Origin of the sequence: Caenimonas sedimenti (genome assembly GCF_007833165.1) — a bacterium.
Classification (GTDB): domain Bacteria; phylum Pseudomonadota; class Gammaproteobacteria; order Burkholderiales; family Burkholderiaceae_C; genus Ramlibacter; species Ramlibacter sedimenti.
This window is the reverse complement of record NZ_VOBQ01000011.1, coordinates 227,259-242,436: the sequence shown is the minus strand read 5'-3', so window position 1 is coordinate 242,436 and position 15,178 is coordinate 227,259. Positions and strand designations below refer to the sequence as shown.

At 63.0% G+C, this 15,178-nt stretch carries 12 protein-coding genes and 2 rRNA genes; 8 read left to right on the top strand and 6 right to left on the bottom strand.

Translation table 11 applies throughout. The annotated features are described in order from the left end of the window. Window positions 1-157 precede the first annotated feature (157 nt). Together FN976_RS14480 and rrf are read left to right on the top strand one after the other, a co-directional pair. Window positions 158-3,035: ribosomal RNA gene (locus tag FN976_RS14480) — 23S ribosomal RNA — on the top strand. Between the two features lie 138 nt (window positions 3,036-3,173). Then, window positions 3,174-3,286 (top strand): 5S ribosomal RNA (gene rrf / locus FN976_RS14475). A 58-nt stretch (window positions 3,287-3,344) separates the two neighbouring features. On the opposite strand, the gene FN976_RS14470 is transcribed toward rrf, so the two are convergent. The 3 genes from FN976_RS14470 to FN976_RS14460 are packed head-to-tail and all read right to left on the bottom strand — an operon-like array spanning window position 3,345 to window position 6,744. Then, window positions 3,345-4,259 (bottom strand): MBL fold metallo-hydrolase, encoded by a 915-nt coding sequence (locus FN976_RS14470; protein WP_145893749.1) that lies wholly within the window; start codon window positions 4,257-4,259, stop codon window positions 3,345-3,347. A 10-nt stretch (window positions 4,260-4,269) separates the two neighbouring features. Next, window positions 4,270-5,958: an AMP-binding protein gene (locus FN976_RS14465; protein ID WP_145893748.1), complete on the bottom strand. Its 1,689-nt coding sequence runs from the start codon at window positions 5,956-5,958 to the stop codon at window positions 4,270-4,272. 45 nt (window positions 5,959-6,003) lie between these two features. Then, entirely contained in the window at window positions 6,004-6,744 is a 741-nt protein-coding gene (locus tag FN976_RS14460) for an FFLEELY motif protein (RefSeq protein WP_145893747.1), read from the bottom strand. A gap of 69 nt (window positions 6,745-6,813) precedes the next feature. Here FN976_RS14460 and FN976_RS14455 point away from each other — a divergent pair, with 69 nt between their 5' ends. From FN976_RS14455 to FN976_RS14440, 4 genes are read left to right on the top strand one after another with little or no spacing between them, the layout of a single operon-like run. Next, window positions 6,814-7,314, top strand: a complete 501-nt coding sequence (locus FN976_RS14455) for a hypothetical protein (protein WP_145893746.1) — start codon at window positions 6,814-6,816, stop codon at window positions 7,312-7,314. A gap of 8 nt (window positions 7,315-7,322) precedes the next feature. Beyond that, window positions 7,323-8,942 (top strand): GMC family oxidoreductase, encoded by a 1,620-nt coding sequence (locus FN976_RS14450; protein ID WP_145893745.1) that lies wholly within the window; start codon window positions 7,323-7,325, stop codon window positions 8,940-8,942. Then, complete coding sequence (locus FN976_RS14445; protein ID WP_145893744.1) at window positions 8,942-9,865, top strand: esterase/lipase family protein; 924 nt, start codon at window positions 8,942-8,944, stop codon at window positions 9,863-9,865. Before FN976_RS14450 ends, FN976_RS14445 begins: the two co-directional genes overlap by 1 nt. Before the next feature lie 46 nt (window positions 9,866-9,911). Continuing rightward, a complete protein-coding gene (locus FN976_RS14440; RefSeq protein WP_145893743.1) occupies window positions 9,912-10,571 on the top strand; it encodes a Crp/Fnr family transcriptional regulator in 660 nt (219 codons plus the stop codon). A 35-nt stretch (window positions 10,572-10,606) separates the two neighbouring features. Here FN976_RS14440 and hppD read toward each other — a convergent pair whose 3' ends face one another. From hppD to FN976_RS14425, 3 genes are all read right to left on the bottom strand, one after another. Next, complete coding sequence (hppD, locus tag FN976_RS14435) at window positions 10,607-11,737, bottom strand: 4-hydroxyphenylpyruvate dioxygenase (protein WP_145893742.1); 1,131 nt, start codon at window positions 11,735-11,737, stop codon at window positions 10,607-10,609. 94 nt (window positions 11,738-11,831) lie between these two features. After that, entirely contained in the window at window positions 11,832-12,788 is a 957-nt protein-coding gene (locus FN976_RS14430) for a lipase chaperone (RefSeq protein WP_145893741.1), read from the bottom strand. Further along, window positions 12,785-13,660, bottom strand: a complete 876-nt coding sequence (locus tag FN976_RS14425) for an esterase/lipase family protein (RefSeq protein WP_255440439.1) — start codon at window positions 13,658-13,660, stop codon at window positions 12,785-12,787. The genes FN976_RS14430 and FN976_RS14425 overlap by 4 nt, the downstream gene beginning before the upstream one ends. 215 nt (window positions 13,661-13,875) lie before the next feature. On the opposite strand from FN976_RS14425, the gene FN976_RS14420 reads away from it, so the two are divergent. Both FN976_RS14420 and FN976_RS14415 read left to right on the top strand, forming a co-directional pair. Next, the gene (locus FN976_RS14420; RefSeq protein WP_145893738.1) at window positions 13,876-14,358 is read left to right on the top strand and encodes an Lrp/AsnC family transcriptional regulator; all 483 of its coding nucleotides are present in this window, start codon (window positions 13,876-13,878) and stop codon (window positions 14,356-14,358) included. A gap of 111 nt (window positions 14,359-14,469) precedes the next feature. Then, window positions 14,470-15,132, top strand: a complete 663-nt coding sequence (locus tag FN976_RS14415) for a GNAT family N-acetyltransferase (RefSeq protein ID WP_145893737.1) — start codon at window positions 14,470-14,472, stop codon at window positions 15,130-15,132. The last annotated feature ends 46 nt before the right edge of the window (window positions 15,133-15,178 follow it).

The following is a 15,178-nucleotide window of genomic DNA, read 5'->3' as shown; positions in this document are numbered from 1 at the left end:
GATTTTTTGATTGCGTCAACCAGACTTCAATTTCGGATCAAACCGAAAGTATGAAGACGGCATAACGCGCGAGGTGAAAGACCTCGCGAACATTCCTTGATTGACTGAGATTTTCGCTGCCGGCCGTGAGGCTCGCTGCGAGAGGTCAAAGTTATAGGGTCAAGTGAATAAGAGCATGTGGTGGATGCCTTGGCGATTACAGGCGACGAAGGACGTGATAGCCTGCGATAAGCTTCGGGGAGCTGGCAAACAAGCTTTGATCCGGAGATTTCCGAATGGGGAAACCCACCTCGCAAGAGGTATCGCATGATGAATACATAGTCATGCGAGGCGAACCGGGTGAACTGAAACATCTCAGTAGCTCGAGGAATAGACATCAACCGAGATTCCGAAAGTAGTGGCGAGCGAAATCGGAACAGCCTGCTAGTGATAGCGCAGAACTTAGCGGAACGGCTTGGAAAGGCCGGCCATAGCGGGTGATAGCCCCGTACGCGAAAAGATCTGCGTGGTACTAAGCTAGCGAAAAGTAGGGCGGGACACGAGAAATCCTGTCTGAAGATGGGGGGACCATCCTCCAAGGCTAAATACTCGTAATCGACCGATAGTGAACTAGTACCGTGAGGGAAAGGCGAAAAGAACCCCGGGAGGGGAGTGAAATAGATCCTGAAACCGCATGCTTACAAAAAGTAGGAGCCCGCAAGGGTGACTGCGTACCTTTTGTATAATGGGTCAGCGACTTACATTCAGTGGCAAGGTTAACCGAATAGGGAAGCCGTAGAGAAATCGAGTCCGAATAGGGCGATCAGTCGCTGGGTGTAGACCCGAAACCAAGTGATCTATCCATGGCCAGGATGAAGGTGCCGTAACAGGTACTGGAGGTCCGAACCGACTAGTGTTGCAAAACTAGCGGATGAGCTGTGGATAGGGGTGAAAGGCTAAACAAACTTGGAAATAGCTGGTTCTCTCCGAAAACTATTTAGGTAGTGCCTCAAGTATTACCTGCGGGGGTAGAGCACTGTTTTGGCTAGGGGGTCATGGCGACTTACCAAACCAAGGCAAACTCCGAATACCGCAGAGTACAGCTTGGGAGACAGAGCACCGGGTGCTAACGTCCGGACTCAAGAGGGAAACAACCCAGACCGCCAGCTAAGGTCCCTAAAATTGGCTAAGTGGGAAACGAAGTGGGAAGGCTAAAACAGTCAGGATGTTGGCTTAGAAGCAGCCATCATTTAAAGAAAGCGTAATAGCTCACTGATCGAGTCGTCCTGCGCGGAAGATGTAACGGGGCTAAGCCAGTTACCGAAGCTGCGGATTTGCACGCAAGTGCAAGTGGTAGGAGAGCGTTCTGTAAGCCTGTGAAGGTGTCTCGAGAGGGATGCTGGAGGTATCAGAAGTGCGAATGCTGACATGAGTAGCGTTAAAGCGGGTGAAAAGCCCGCTCGCCGTAAGCGCAAGGTTTTCTACGCAACGTTCATCGGCGTAGAGTGAGTCGGCCCCTAAGGCGAGGCAGAGATGCGTAGCTGATGGGAAACAGGTCAATATTCCTGTACCGATGTGTAGTGCGATGTGGGGACGGAGAAGGTTAGCTCAGCAGACTGTTGGATGTGTCTGTTCAAGCCTGTAGTCGTGCCTGGTAGGTAAATCCGCCGGGCTTAGATGAGGGGTGATAACGAGGAGGCTTGCCTCCGAAGTGAGTGATACCCTGCTTCCAGGAAAAGCCACTAAGCTTCAGCTACACACGACCGTACCGCAAACCGACACTGGTGCGCGAGATGAGTATTCTCAGGCGCTTGAGAGAACTCGGGAGAAGGAACTCGGCAAATTGACACCGTAACTTCGGAAGAAGGTGTGCCTTTAGTAGGTGAACCTGTACAAGGGGAGCCCAATGAGGTTGCAAAAAATCGGTGGCTGCGACTGTTTAATAAAAACACAGCACTCTGCAAACACGAAAGTGGACGTATAGGGTGTGACGCCTGCCCGGTGCTGGAAGATTAAGTGATGGGGTGCAAGCTCTTGATCGAAGTCCCAGTAAACGGCGGCCGTAACTATAACGGTCCTAAGGTAGCGAAATTCCTTGTCGGGTAAGTTCCGACCTGCACGAATGGCGTAACGATGGCCACACTGTCTCCTCCCGAGACTCAGCGAAGTTGAAATGTTTGTGATGATGCAATCTCCCCGCGGAAAGACGGAAAGACCCCATGAACCTTTACTGTAGCTTTGTATTGGACTTTGAACGGATCTGTGTAGGATAGGTGGGAGGCTTTGAAGCCGGGTCGCTAGATCTGGTGGAGCCAACGTTGAAATACCACCCTGGTGCGTTTGAGGTTCTAACCTAGGCCCGTTATCCGGGCCGGGGACAGTGCATGGTAGGCAGTTTGACTGGGGCGGTCTCCTCCCAAAGCGTAACGGAGGAGTTCGAAGGTACGCTAGTTACGGTCGGACATCGTGACGATAGTGCAATGGCATAAGCGTGCTTAACTGCGAGACTGACAAGTCGAGCAGATGCGAAAGCAGGACATAGTGATCCGGTGGTTCTGTATGGAAGGGCCATCGCTCAACGGATAAAAGGTACTCTGGGGATAACAGGCTGATACCGCCCAAGAGTTCATATCGACGGCGGTGTTTGGCACCTCGATGTCGGCTCATCTCATCCTGGGGCTGTAGCCGGTCCCAAGGGTATGGCTGTTCGCCATTTAAAGAGGTACGTGAGCTGGGTTTAAAACGTCGTGAGACAGTTTGGTCCCTATCTTCCGTGGGCGCTGCAGATTTGAGGAAGCCTGCTCCTAGTACGAGAGGACCGGAGTGGACGCACCTCTGGTGTACCTGTTGTCACGCCAGTGGCATTGCAGGGTAGCTAAGTGCGGAAGAGATAACCGCTGAAAGCATCTAAGCGGGAAACTCGTTTCAAGATGAGATCTGCCGGGGCCTTGAGCCCCCTGAAGAGTCGTTCTAGACCAGGACGTTGATAGGTCAGGTGTGGAAGCGCAGTAATGCGTTAAGCTAACTGATACTAATTGCTCGTGCGGCTTGACCCTATAACTTTGATCGTCAGATCAGGGTGTTATGCCAGGGTTGAACGCAATCGAAAAGCGCATCGTGACCGCGATGCGTGCTGATTCAAAACTCTATGAATTGGTCGTCTAGTCCCATGGACTGGATGGCAAAAAGTTATGCCTGATGACCATAGCGAGGTGGTCCCACTCCTTCCCATCCCGAACAGGACAGTGAAACGCCTCTGCGCCGATGATAGTGCGGGTTCCCGTGTGAAAGTAGGACATCGTCAGGCTATTAAAGCGAGAAAAGCCCAGCAGAAATGCTGGGCTTTTTCTTTTGGCGCGCGCCTTTCATGCATTCAGCAGAATGCCGTTCTCCAGCTTGGCCGCCCCTGATCGAATCAGGTCGAGAGACAGCGACTCGATCCACGCGCCCATCCCCACATCGGCGAACCAGCGCTCGTGGACGACTCCGAAATACGCGGTTGAGGCCGCCCAGGCAACACATTCGGGCATGGTGACGGACTGCAGCTCCAGCAGCTTGAACTTCAACAGCACCTTCGCAGCGTGTGTCGCGTGCCTGACGGGATCCGACACATAGCCTTCGAGCCGCCGGCGCGCGCGGGCCAACGCCTTTGCAGCGTCGGAAAAGATGGCGCCGTGTCCGGGGATCACGCAGGTCGGGTCAAGACGTTCGATCAGATCGAGCGTTCGAGCGACTTCGTCGAACGCATCAACACCCTCCAGCTCGGGAAAAACGACGCCGAAACCGTTCTCCCACAGCGCATCCGCAGAAATCAGCACCCGCGAACCAGGTTCAAACAGCACGACGGAATGTGGATCGTGGCCCGGCGCCGCATGAACTTGCCAACGCATCCGGCCAAGCTGGACTTCCGAGCCGGGTGCGAGGACTCCATCGAAAGAAAACCTAGGGCACTGCTGCCCCGTCGGCTCGAACGTCAGTGCAACCGGATCCCATGCGCGCACCTGATCGGCCTGACCTGGCGGAATGAGCGTCCGCATCGCCGGATACTCTCGCTGCAACCCGGCATTGCCGCCGCAGTGATCGCTATGCAAGTGGGTGTTCACCAGCAGCGCCGGGCGCGTACTCCCGAAAGCGCGCCGCACCAGATCCAACGTCAACCCGGCATGCGTCGCGTACCCGCTATCGACGATGGCCGGTTGATCCCCATCGACAAACAGGATGTTGTTGGAGGAGAGCCATCCGCGCTCGAGCACCCGCACGCCCGCTGGCAGGACAGGCATGCGGCGTCCGCTACTTTCCGGCCCGCAACTCGCGGCGCAGGATCTTGCCGACGTTCGTCTTCGGCAGCTCGTCGCGAAACTCGATGTACTTCGGTACCTTGTAGCCGGTGAGGTTCTGCCGGCAGTGCGCGGCGACCTGCTCTTCCGATACGCCGTGATCGTTCCTCACGACAAAAACCTTGATCGCCTCGCCCTGCTTCTCGTCCGGGATGCCGATCGCCGCGCATTCCACGACGCCGGGGCAAAGCGAAATCACCTGTTCCAGTTCGTTCGGGAACACATTGAAGCCACTCACCAGGATCATGTCCTTCTTGCGGTCGACGATGCGGGTGTAGCCGCTCTCGTCCATGATGCCGATGTCGCCCGTGCGCATGAAGCCGTCGCTCGTGAACGCCTTGGCGTTCTCCTCCGGCTGCCGGTAATACCCGCTCATCACATTCGGGCCGCGGATGCAGATCTCCCCCGATTCACCGACGGGCAGCGACTTCCCATCGTCGTCCTTGATCGCGATGTCGATGCCAGGCAGAGGCAGCCCGATGTTGCCCGAGAACTCGCGGCTCGTGATCGGGTTGTTCGTGCCGATGGCGCAGGTCTCGCTCATGCCCCAGCCCTCCACCATCGCGCAGCCGGTCAGCTGCTGCCATTGGCGTGCCGTCCCTTCCGACGCCGCCATCCCGCCAGCCTGCGAGACGCACAACTGCGAAAAGTCGATGGTCTTGAACTGAGGATGCTGCATCAGCGCATTGAAAAGCGTATTCACAGCGGGCAACAGGTGGAATGGCCGCTTCTTGAGGACTTCGATGAACTTCCCGATGTCCCGCGGGTTCGGCACGAGCGTCAGGTGCGCTCCCCAGCGAATGGCCAGCAGCGAAAGCGTGAGCGCGAAGATGTGATACAGCGGCAGCGCCGCGATGCTGTTGGTCCGGCTCACGTCACCAATGCGCTTCAAGGCGGGCGAGAACCAGGCTTCCGCCTGCAGAATGGCGGCGACGATGTTCCGGTGCGACAGGACGGCACCCTTCGACAAGCCCGTCGTGCCGCCGGTGTACTGCAGGAAGGCGATCGAGTCCAGCGTTTGCGGCATCGGCTTCAGGCTCATGCCCGTCCCGTCCGCAATCGCGCGATTGAATGGCGTCACAGTGCGTCCACCATCCAGAGGCAGCTTGAACGGTGGCACCATCTTGGCCAGGTGGCGAACGGCGAACGTGATCCACTGGCCGTACCAGAAGCCCAGCTGGTCGCCCATGGACGCGAGCACGACATGCTTGATCTGCGTGCGGTCGATCACTTCCTCCAGCGTCTTGCCGAAATTCTCGAGTACGACGATCGCCGTGGCGCCGGAATCCTTGAGCTGGTGCTCGAGTTCGCGCGCGGTATAGAGCGGATTGACGTTGACGCAGGTGTATCCGGCCCGCAGCACCGCGGCCATCGTCACCGCAAACTGGGGAATGTTCGGCAGCATGATCGCAACGCGCGCTCCCGATTCCAGCCCTCGCGACTGCAGCCAGGCGCCCAGCGCCTTGGAGAGCGAGTCGAGCTGGCCGTAAGTCATCCATCGCTCCATGCACACGGAGAACGGACGCGATGCGTTCTTCCTGAAAGACTCCTCGAGCAGTTGGGTCAGAGACCCGTACTGCTGGGGATGGACGTCAGGCGGGACGCCCTCGGGATAGCTTTTCAGCCAATGCTTCTGCTCCATGCGTTCTCCTTGCCGGGCCATTGTGCGAATGGCCGCGCTCCGCAGCTAGCGGGCTTGTCCTAGGATGCGCGACAACTCCGTCCCGGCCGCGACAGGCTCCACATCGAAGAGCAAGGCGATCAAGGCCGATTCCCTTTCCCTGATGGTGTCCAGGAAGTTCTCCGCGCCGCGCGGCCGCCGCGCCATCGCGGCGAAGGTGTCGAACCCCGTCTCCAGGAAGCGCTGCAGCGAGCCGAGCCCGGCCGCCGACGCGGGGCCGCGCATCATCTTCAGCATGAAGCGCAAGCCCGGCGCGCGGGTCAGCCGCGCCATCTCGACCCCGATCGCCAGCACCATGACCAGCTGCCGGTCGCGGTCGACCCGCCGGCCCACGGCGCGCCAGGCCGAGACGTAGCGCTCGGTGTCCGGGTCCGGCTCCGCAGTCCGCAGCCACTCCACCGCCATGGCGTGATCGAGCGCTTCGGTGAGCGCGTGCAGTTGGGCGAGCGCGACGGCGGTGTGGGCCACATCGACGGGGAAGAATTTCTCGACCGCGCCGGCGATCCGGGCGAACTGGGAATCCCGCTCGGCGTAGTCCTTGTCGCTGTACAGCTCCTCCAGGAAGAAGCGGGCGGCCGAGACGTACGGGCCGGCGCTGAGCAGGTCGGCATACGATCCTGCGAAACGCCGCGCCTGCAACCGCTTGAGCCGGCGCACCGCTTCTCCGATCGCGGGCGTGGCCAGTCCCTCCTGACGCAGCAGCGCAACCTCGGCGACGGCCTGACGGATCTTCTGGGCAGTTTCCATGCTTACCACTAGTCTATCTAGGCGGCGGCCTCTACAGGCACGCGCCTCGCCCGTGCCATAGTGCCTGACATGCAAAGAAGAAGTCTGTTGAAGCTGGGAGCGGCTTCGGCGGCGCTCCTGCTCGTCGGCGGTGGAGCATTGGCCGTTTTCCAGCCCGGACTCGTCGACGGGCGTCTTTCCAGCGGTGCGCGCAAGGTGTTTCTGGCCCTCGGCGGCGCGATGCTCGACGGCCTGCTGCCTCCGGCCGACCGTGCGCGCGCGCTCGAAGCGCTGGTGCAGCGCGTGGATGCCCTCGTCGCCGGCTTGCCTCCGCATGCGCAAGCCGAGCTCTCGCAACTGCTGGCACTCCTCGAAAGTTCACCCGGGCGCCGATGGCTGGCCGGGCTGGAAGCAGACTGGCCGCAAGCGTCCGCCACCGAACTGCAGGCGGCCCTGCAATCGATGCGCTTTTCGGGCTTGTCCTTGCGCCAGCAGGCGTACCACGCGCTGCACGACATCGTGAATGGCGCCTATTTTTCGGAACAGGCGACGTGGGTCGCCCTGGGCTATCCCGGCCCGGCCGCGATCTGAGGCCCGGCATGAGCAAACTCCCCGATCCCATCCTGGACGGCCTGCGCCGCGGCTGGAAGGTGCTGGGCGGCCGGCACGGCGCCGCCCCCGCTGAAATCGCGTGCGACGTCGCAGTGATCGGCTCCGGCGCCGGCGCCGGCATCACCGCGGAATTGCTGGCGCATGCCGGCTTGTCGGTGGTCATCGTCGAGGAAGGGCCCCTGCGCAGCAGCACCGACTTCAACCAGAGCGAAGCCGTTGCCTACCCGACGCTCTACCAGGAGAGTGCGGCCCGCAAGACGGAAGACAAGGCCATCAACATCCTGCAGGGCCGCTGTGTGGGCGGATCCACGGTCGTGAACTGGACCAGTTCATTCCGCACGCCGGCGAGCACGCTGGCCTATTGGCAAGAGCACTACGGCCTCGCAGGTTACGGCAACGACGAGCTCGCTCCCTACTTCGCGCAGGCCGAAAGCCGCCTGAACATCGGTCCCTGGCTCACCGCGCCGAACGAGAACAACGACCTGCTGCGCCGTGGCGCGGCATCGCTCGGCATCCCCGCAGCCGCGATCGCGCGCAACGTCAAGGGCTGCTGGAACCTGGGCTCGTGCGGCATGGGCTGCCCGACGAATGCCAAGCAGTCGATGCTGGTGACGACCTTGCCGGCCGCGCTGGAGCGCGGGGCGACCCTGCTGGTCGAAACGCAGGCACGAAAGCTGGAAATCGCGAATGGCGAGATCCGCGCGCTGCACTGCCTGCCTTGCCGCCCCAACGGTGAAGTCCCCGACGCTGGAACGGGCGGAACCCGCATCACCGCCCGCCACTACGTGCTGGCCGCCGGCGCCATCAATTCGCCGGCCGTGCTGCTGCGTTCGGAGGCGCCCGACCCGCATGGGCGGCTGGGCCAGCGCACCTTCCTGCATCCGGTGGTGATGTCGGCCGCCGTGATGCCGCAGAAGGTCGAAGGCTGGCAAGGCGCACCGCAGACGATCTACACCGACCATTTCCTCGAGACGCAGGCGATCGATGGACCGATCGGGTTCAAGCTCGAGGCGCCCCCGCTGCATCCGGTGATCTTCGCCTCCACGGTCCCGGGCTTCGGCGCCGGGCAGGCCGGGCTGTTGCGTGGTTTTGCCCAGACCCACGTGTTGCTGGCCCTGCTGCGCGACGGCTTTCACGCCGAAGCGGCTGGCGGCCGCGTGAAGCTGCGCGGCGACGGCTCGCCCGTCCTCGACTACCCGTTGACCCCCTTCGTGATGGAGGGGGCGCGCCGCGCCTTGTTGGCCATGGCGGAGATCCAGTTCGCCGCCGGTGCGCGCCAGGTTCTGCCCGTCCATGAGAAGGCTGAGCCATACCGGAGCTGGCAGGAAGCCAAATCGGCCATCGCGGCGCTCCCCATGCAGCCCCTGCTCGCCAAGGTGGTGAGCGCGCACGTGATGGGTGGCTGCGCGATGGCGGGACAGCCGCAGCTGGGTGTGGTGCGGCCCGACGGCACGCATTGGCAGATCGGCAACCTCTCCGTGCATGACGGTTCCATCTTCCCCACCAGCATCGGCGCGAATCCGCAGCTCTCCATCTACGGCATCGTGAACCGGCTGGCGCAGGGCCTGGCGAAAAGGCTGAGCGGGCGCGATGTGATACTCGCCTGATGCCGGCCACCTCCAGCCTCGCGCGCCTGCAACAGGTCCTCTGCGCCCTGGTGGTGCTGGCGGCGGTCGGCTGGTGGACTTGGCGCTGGCCGGCATCGCCGCTTCAGGCCGTGACTGGAAGCCTGGCGATTCTGGGAGTCGCCGTGATCGTGCTGGCGGCGGAGTTCGTGCTGCTCGCATTCGTTGCCCGGACCGACACGGCGCCGGTCCCCACGACCCGCGAACTCGTGCGGGCTTGGATCGGCGAAACCCGGCAGTTCTTCCAGGTGTTCTGCTGGCGCCAGCCGTTCCGATGGCGCGAAGTGGACGATCATCTGGCACCCGAAACGCGCTCGAAGCGCGGCGTTGTGTTCATCCACGGGTTCGTGTGCAACCGCGGCTTCTGGACGCCGTGGATGCGGATGCTGCGGGCCCGCGGCCACGCGTATGTCGCGGTGAACCTGGAGCCGGTGTACGGGAGCATCGACGACTATGCGGCCACCGTCGACAGCGCGGTGGAACGCGTGATCCGCGCGACCGGCCTGCCGCCCTTGCTCGTGTGCCACAGCATGGGCGGCCTCGTGGCCCGGGCCTGGCTCCGCCATGCCGGATCGGCGGAGCGGGCATACGGCGTCGTCACCATGGGCTCACCGCACGGCGGGACCTGGCTGGGGCGGTTCAGCCGGCGGGCCAACGGGCTGCAGATGCGCCTGGCCAGTCCCTGGCTGGCCGAACTCGGCCGCTACGAATCCGGGCGGTCGATGCCGTTCTTCGTCTGCTGGTACACCCCATGCGACAACATCGTGTTTCCGGCTTCCACGGCCACGCTGCCCGGCGCGGACAATCGGCTGGTGCGCGGGGTCGCCCATGTCGACCTGGCCTTCCAGCCGGAAGTGATGGACCACACAATGTCTTTGCTGCAGGCGGCCAATTCCAAAAGTTGAACCTTCCTTACTACCGTGATAAAGTATTTCGAGGGAGGGGAGAGACATGCTGCACACGAGGAATGGCGTGGATTTCGAGAAACTCATCGGTGGGCTGGACCCGGCCATCGGGCGTCTGGCGGCGCGCGGGCTGGTCCGCAGTTACCGCAAGAACACGGTGCTCCTGAACGAGGGTGAGACAGGCGACTCGCTCTACGTCCTGCTGGAAGGCCAGGTCAAGGTCTATGCCATCGACCAGAACGGCCGCGAGATCACTTACGGCACCATCGACGCCGGCGACTACTTTGGCGAGATGTCCCTGGATGGTGGTCCGAGGTCGGCGTCGGTGATCTCGGTGGGCCCGGTGGTGTGCTCTCTGGTGTCGAAGCAGGCGGTCGAACAGCACATCGTCGACGAACCTGCGTTTGCGATGCGCCTGCTCAGCCAGGTGATCCGGCGCGCGCGCGGCGCCACCGACAAGGCCCGCCAGATGGCGCTGCTGGACGTGTATGGCCGCGTCGTCCAGACCCTGGAAAGCGACCGCGGCCCCGTGAACGGCCAGGGACCCATCGAACTCAAACCGATCACGCACCAGCAGATTGCCAGCCGGGTCGGCGCTTCTCGCGAGATGGTCAGCAGGTTGCTGAAGGATCTCGAGAAGGGCGGCTACCTCGAACTCGGCGTCAAGCGCATCACGCTGATGAAGAAGCTGCCGGCGCGCTGGTAGCGCCGAAAGTCAAACCGGGGAATCGAAAACGCCGGTCACGCCGGCGCGTCGAGCACGCCGCGCCGCATCTGGTCGAGCTCCATCGTCTCGAACAGCGCCTTGAAGTTGCCTTCGCCGAAGCCTTCGTTGCCCTTGCGCTGGATGAACTCGAAGAACACCGGGCCGAGCTGGTTCTCGCTGAAGATCTGCAGCAGCAATTCCCCCGGCCGCCCATCGACCAGGATGTTGCGCTGCTGCAGTTCCGAAACATTTTCCGTCAGGTCCGGGATCCGCCTGGGCAACAGCTCGTAGTAGGTTTCGCTGGTGGAGAGCAGCTTCACGCCGGCAAGCTGCAAGGCATCCACGGTGTCGTACAGGTTCGTGGAACCCAGCGCGATGTGCTGGATGCCCTCCCCGCGGTACTGGTCCAGGTATTCCTGGATCTGGCCGGACTTCTCGTTGCCCTCCTCATTGATCGGGATGCGGATCTTCCCGCAGGGGCTGGTCATCGCCTTGCTCTTCACGCCCGTGGCCTGGCCTTCGATGTCGAAGTAGCGCACTTCACGGAAGTTGAAGAGCCGCTCATAGAAGTCCGCCCATTCCTTCATCCGGCCGCGGTGCACGTTGTGCGTCAGGTGGTCGATGTAGGTGAGGCCGAATCCGGGAGGCGCCAGCGCTTCGCGCCCCGTGCCGCCCGGCAAGGGTTCGAAGTCGACGTCGTAGAAGCCGATGTTCCCGATCTCGCCTTCGGCCGCGCCGTTCTTGCCGCGCCAGCGGTCGATCAGGTAGATGACGCTGTCGCCGATGCCTTTGATGGCCGGGATGTTCAGCTCGCCCGGGCCCGCCTGCCCGGCATAGCCCCACGCCCCCAGTGCGATCGCGCGTTCGTAGGCTGCCTTGGCGTCCTGCACCCGGAATGCAATCGCACAGATGCTCGGTCCATGCATCCGCGCGAAGCGCTGCGCGAAGGAATCCGGTTCGGCGTTGACGATGAAGTTGATCCCGCCCTGTCGGTACAGGACCACGTTCTTGTGGCGATGCTTCGCGATGGGCCGGAAGCCCATGCGCTCGAACAGCGCGCCCATGGCTTGCGGATCGGGTGCGGCGTATTCGATGAACTCGAAGCCGTCGGTGCCCATGGGGTTGTCCCAGGCGGCGGGAGCTGCTGCGGTCGGCGTTTTGTGCATCGCGCCAGTCTACGACCGGGCGCGCGCAAGATGTTGCCGCAATGGCGCCGCCTCGTTCCGGCCGGCGCAGGAAAACTGCGCCACGAGGCGGTGGCTAGCGCGAAGCCGCGCCCGGGCCGCGGAGCGCGAGGGCGGCGTCGAGACGCAACTGTTCCTGCGGTGTGAAGAGGCGTTGCCGCGTTGCTTCCAGCTGCGGCTGCGACTGTGACTGGCGGGCCGCCGCGTACTCGCTCAGTCGGCCCTGCCATTCACGTTCCTCACGGTCCAGCTGCGCGAGGTTGTGGGCAGCGGCATCGCCGTACAAGGCGCGCCGTTGCGCGTGGCGTTCGACGTCGCCCGCACCCTGGGCGTCGAGGCTGGCCGTTTGGGCGGCTGCCGCGATGTGCTGGACCGCTTCGGCACGCACCGCCCGATGCTCGGCGCCCAGCTGCCGCTCGGCGTCGCGCAACGCAGTGTCTTTTTGCGCCGCGCCCAGCTGCGTGTTGCGTTCGATCTCGATGCGGGCCAGCGTGTACCGGTCGAGCTCCTCTTCCTGGGCGAACAGGGCGTCATGCTCCTCGGGCGTGAAATGGCGCGCGCGCACCTTCTGCCGCGCCTCCAGGGCCTGCCGCAAGGCGTGCGGATCGCTCCAGTCGGCCGGCGGCTTCAAGCCGCTCAAGGCGACGCGGTAGTCGACGTAGCGCTCGAGCAACTGCGCCGCACGGACGGCATCGTTGGCGCTGAAATGCCTGGGCACCAGCGCCAGCAGGCGTTGCTTCAAGGTCGCCGGGTCGCCCACCTCGCCCGCCTCCAGCCAGAGCGCTTCCAGTTGGAAGCGCAGGCCGGGCGCGAGGAAATGGTCCACCGGGCCGGATGCTGCCTGGCCACCGGAACGCGTTGCGATCGGCGTGCCCCGCATCGACGCATGCTCGCCTGAAATTTGCGGGCCACTCGCGGCAGCGTTCTGGCCACGATCGCCGGCCGAGAAAATGCCCTGGCCCGGCCACAAGGCAGCGCCAGCCAGCAACAGGGCGACAGACGCGACGGCTGCGGCGAGTGCAGCTTTCTTCACAGCCCGGCTTGCTTCAGGCGGTTGGCGTGCTGGCGGTACAGCGTGACCGGGTCCACCGAGAACCAGTCGCGCAGGCCGACGACCTGGTTGACTTCGTCGAGGTGGTTCTGGCGGTAATCGCCCAGGTGCGTGCCCAGGCGGGAGGAGCACGCCGACACCAGGCCGTCGTTGGCTTCACCGAACACCAGGCTCATGATGCCGAGCGGGCCGTCGCTCACGTCCAGCAGGTTGGTCACCGGCTGCGTGCCGGTCCATGAGTAGTAGCGAACACCGTTGACCATGGCGGCACCGCTGCCGCACCCGGCTGGCACCGCTTGGGGAAATCGCTGGTTGAAGGCTGCGGAGCCGGTGGTCGTCAGCGAGTTGAGCGCGGCGGTCGGCGTCTGCGGCAGGCTGGTGCCACCCGAGCCCAGGTTGATCAGGGCCACAAACGCCTTCGCGGCGTTGTTCACCAGCGTTTCGGACAGCGTGCCGGCCGGGACGGTGCCGCGCAGGATGTCGGCGACGCGCGAGCCCTTGTTGACGCCGCCGATGGAAGTCGCCGACGCCACCAGGTGCGGGGCCACGCCGGCGACGTAGCGGATGGTGGGGCCGCCATGCGAGTGGCCGACCAGGTTGACCTTGCTGGCGCCGGTCAGCGCCAGGATCGTTTTCACCTGCGCCAGCAACTGCTCGCCACGCACTTCCGTGCTGTTCGCGGCCGACACCTGCGCCACGAACACGCGGGCGCCGTCCTGGCGCAGCGCAGAGGGGATGCCGTAGAAGTAGTCCAGGCCGAGGAAGGAGTCGAATCCGAAGAGCCCGTGGACCAGCACGACGGGATAGCGGGTCTGGGTGTAGCCGCTTTGCGCCTGCGCGGGCAGGGCGGTCATCGCGAAGCTGGTCAGCGCCAGCAGCAGCCAGCGCCGCAGGAAGCGCAAGGAGTGGGAAAGAGCCATCGGAATCTCCTGGGTTAAAAAAGAACGGTCGTGCTTTTAACTGGAGTGCATTCTTACTACTCGTCGCAGGGGTGACATCAGGATTAACCCGGTACCTGTACGTACCAGTACCAGACTGGCGCGGGCCCGCAGCACACTAAGATTGCGCCATGCTTCCCCAGCACGCACTCGACAAGCTCGACAAATCCATACTGCGCTGCCTTCAGGACAACGGACGGGAAACCTACGAGGTGATCGGCGAGCGCATCGGCTTGTCGCCGAGCGCCGTTCTCCGGCGCGTCAAGCGGCTGGAGGAAGCGGGTGTCATCGCGCGCTACGTCGCGATCGTCAAGCCCGAATCGGTGGGCCTGGGCCTCACCGCCTACCTGAACGTGCGCCTGGAGAAGCAGACCGAACACCACAAGCGCAACCCCATGGACTTGTTCCGTGCCGCGGTTCAGACTTGGCCTGAGGTCGTGGAGTGCGCGGCCCTGACAGGCGACATGGACTTCCTGCTTTGCGTGCTGGTGGAGGACATGGCGCACTACAGCCGCTTCATCATGGAGACGCTGCTGAAGCATCCCAGCGTCCAGGATTGCAAGACCAGCTTCGTGCTGGACCGGGTGAAATCGACGACGGCCATTCCTGTGTGAACCAGGAAAGGCGAACTATGGTGTCGTTTTCCGGTAGGTAGAAGTACGTCAGGCTCGTCTTTAGAGTGCGCGCCCGCTTGGTAAGTAGGGGAAAACCCGTAAATTGAGTGCATGGCTGAAAACGCGAGCGGTCCGTCCGCTTTCTCCACGGTTCTCGTGCCCATCCGGTCTCTGGGCCCGGGCCACCGCGACCGCATCGCCACGCACCTGCTGGCGCTGGATGCGCACGACCGCTATCTGCGCTTCGGCTATGCCGCCACGGACGAACAGGTCGGAGCCTACGTCGCCGGCCTCGATTTCGACCGGGACGACATCTTCGGCATCTACAACCGCAAGCTCGAACTGATCGCGATGGCCCACCTGGCTTTCTTGCGCGAAGCAGACGCTCCGGCTGGCGCGGAATTCGGCGTCTCGGTGCTGAAGAAGGCCCGTGGCCGCGGCTACGGTGGCCGCCTCTTCGAGCGCGCGGTCATGCACGCACGCAACGAAGGCATCGAGTTGATGTTCATCCACGCGCTCTCCGAGAACACCGCGATGATCAAGATCGCCCGCAATGCCGGCGCGACGCTGGAACGCGCGGGCAGCGAAACCGATGCTTACCTGCGCCTGCCGCCGGCCACCCTCGACAGCCGGATGAGCGAAATGGTGGAAGAGCAGTTGGCGCAGACCGACTACCGGCTCAAGGTGCAGGCCCGCAATTTCCTCGACTTCCTGGGCCAGGTGCAGGAAATCCGCCAGGGCGTGCGGGACGCCCTCCGCAAATCAGGTCCTTGACCGCCTTGCGGCGCAAATCGGTGTCCTGAGCGGCCACCCGGCCGGC

Bases quoted from the DNA above. Each gene is read 5' to 3' on its own strand.
- FN976_RS14470 (WP_145893749.1), bottom strand. From the start codon at position 4,259: ATGCCTGTCCTGCCAGCGGGCGTGCGGGTGCTCGAGCGCGGATGGCTC.
- FN976_RS14465 (WP_145893748.1), bottom strand. From the start codon at position 5,958: ATGGAGCAGAAGCATTGGCTGAAAAGCTATCCCGAGGGCGTCCCGCCT.
- FN976_RS14460 (WP_145893747.1), bottom strand. From the start codon at position 6,744: ATGGAAACTGCCCAGAAGATCCGTCAGGCCGTCGCCGAGGTTGCGCTG.
- FN976_RS14455 (WP_145893746.1), top strand. From the start codon at position 6,814: ATGCAAAGAAGAAGTCTGTTGAAGCTGGGAGCGGCTTCGGCGGCGCTC.
- FN976_RS14450 (WP_145893745.1), top strand. From the start codon at position 7,323: ATGAGCAAACTCCCCGATCCCATCCTGGACGGCCTGCGCCGCGGCTGG.
- FN976_RS14445 (WP_145893744.1), top strand. From the start codon at position 8,942: ATGCCGGCCACCTCCAGCCTCGCGCGCCTGCAACAGGTCCTCTGCGCC.
- FN976_RS14440 (WP_145893743.1), top strand. From the start codon at position 9,912: ATGCTGCACACGAGGAATGGCGTGGATTTCGAGAAACTCATCGGTGGG.
- hppD (WP_145893742.1), bottom strand. From the start codon at position 11,737: ATGCACAAAACGCCGACCGCAGCAGCTCCCGCCGCCTGGGACAACCCC.
- FN976_RS14425 (WP_255440439.1), bottom strand. From the start codon at position 13,660: ATGACCGCCCTGCCCGCGCAGGCGCAAAGCGGCTACACCCAGACCCGC.
- FN976_RS14420 (WP_145893738.1), top strand. From the start codon at position 13,876: ATGCTTCCCCAGCACGCACTCGACAAGCTCGACAAATCCATACTGCGC.
- FN976_RS14415 (WP_145893737.1), top strand. From the start codon at position 14,470: ATGGCTGAAAACGCGAGCGGTCCGTCCGCTTTCTCCACGGTTCTCGTG.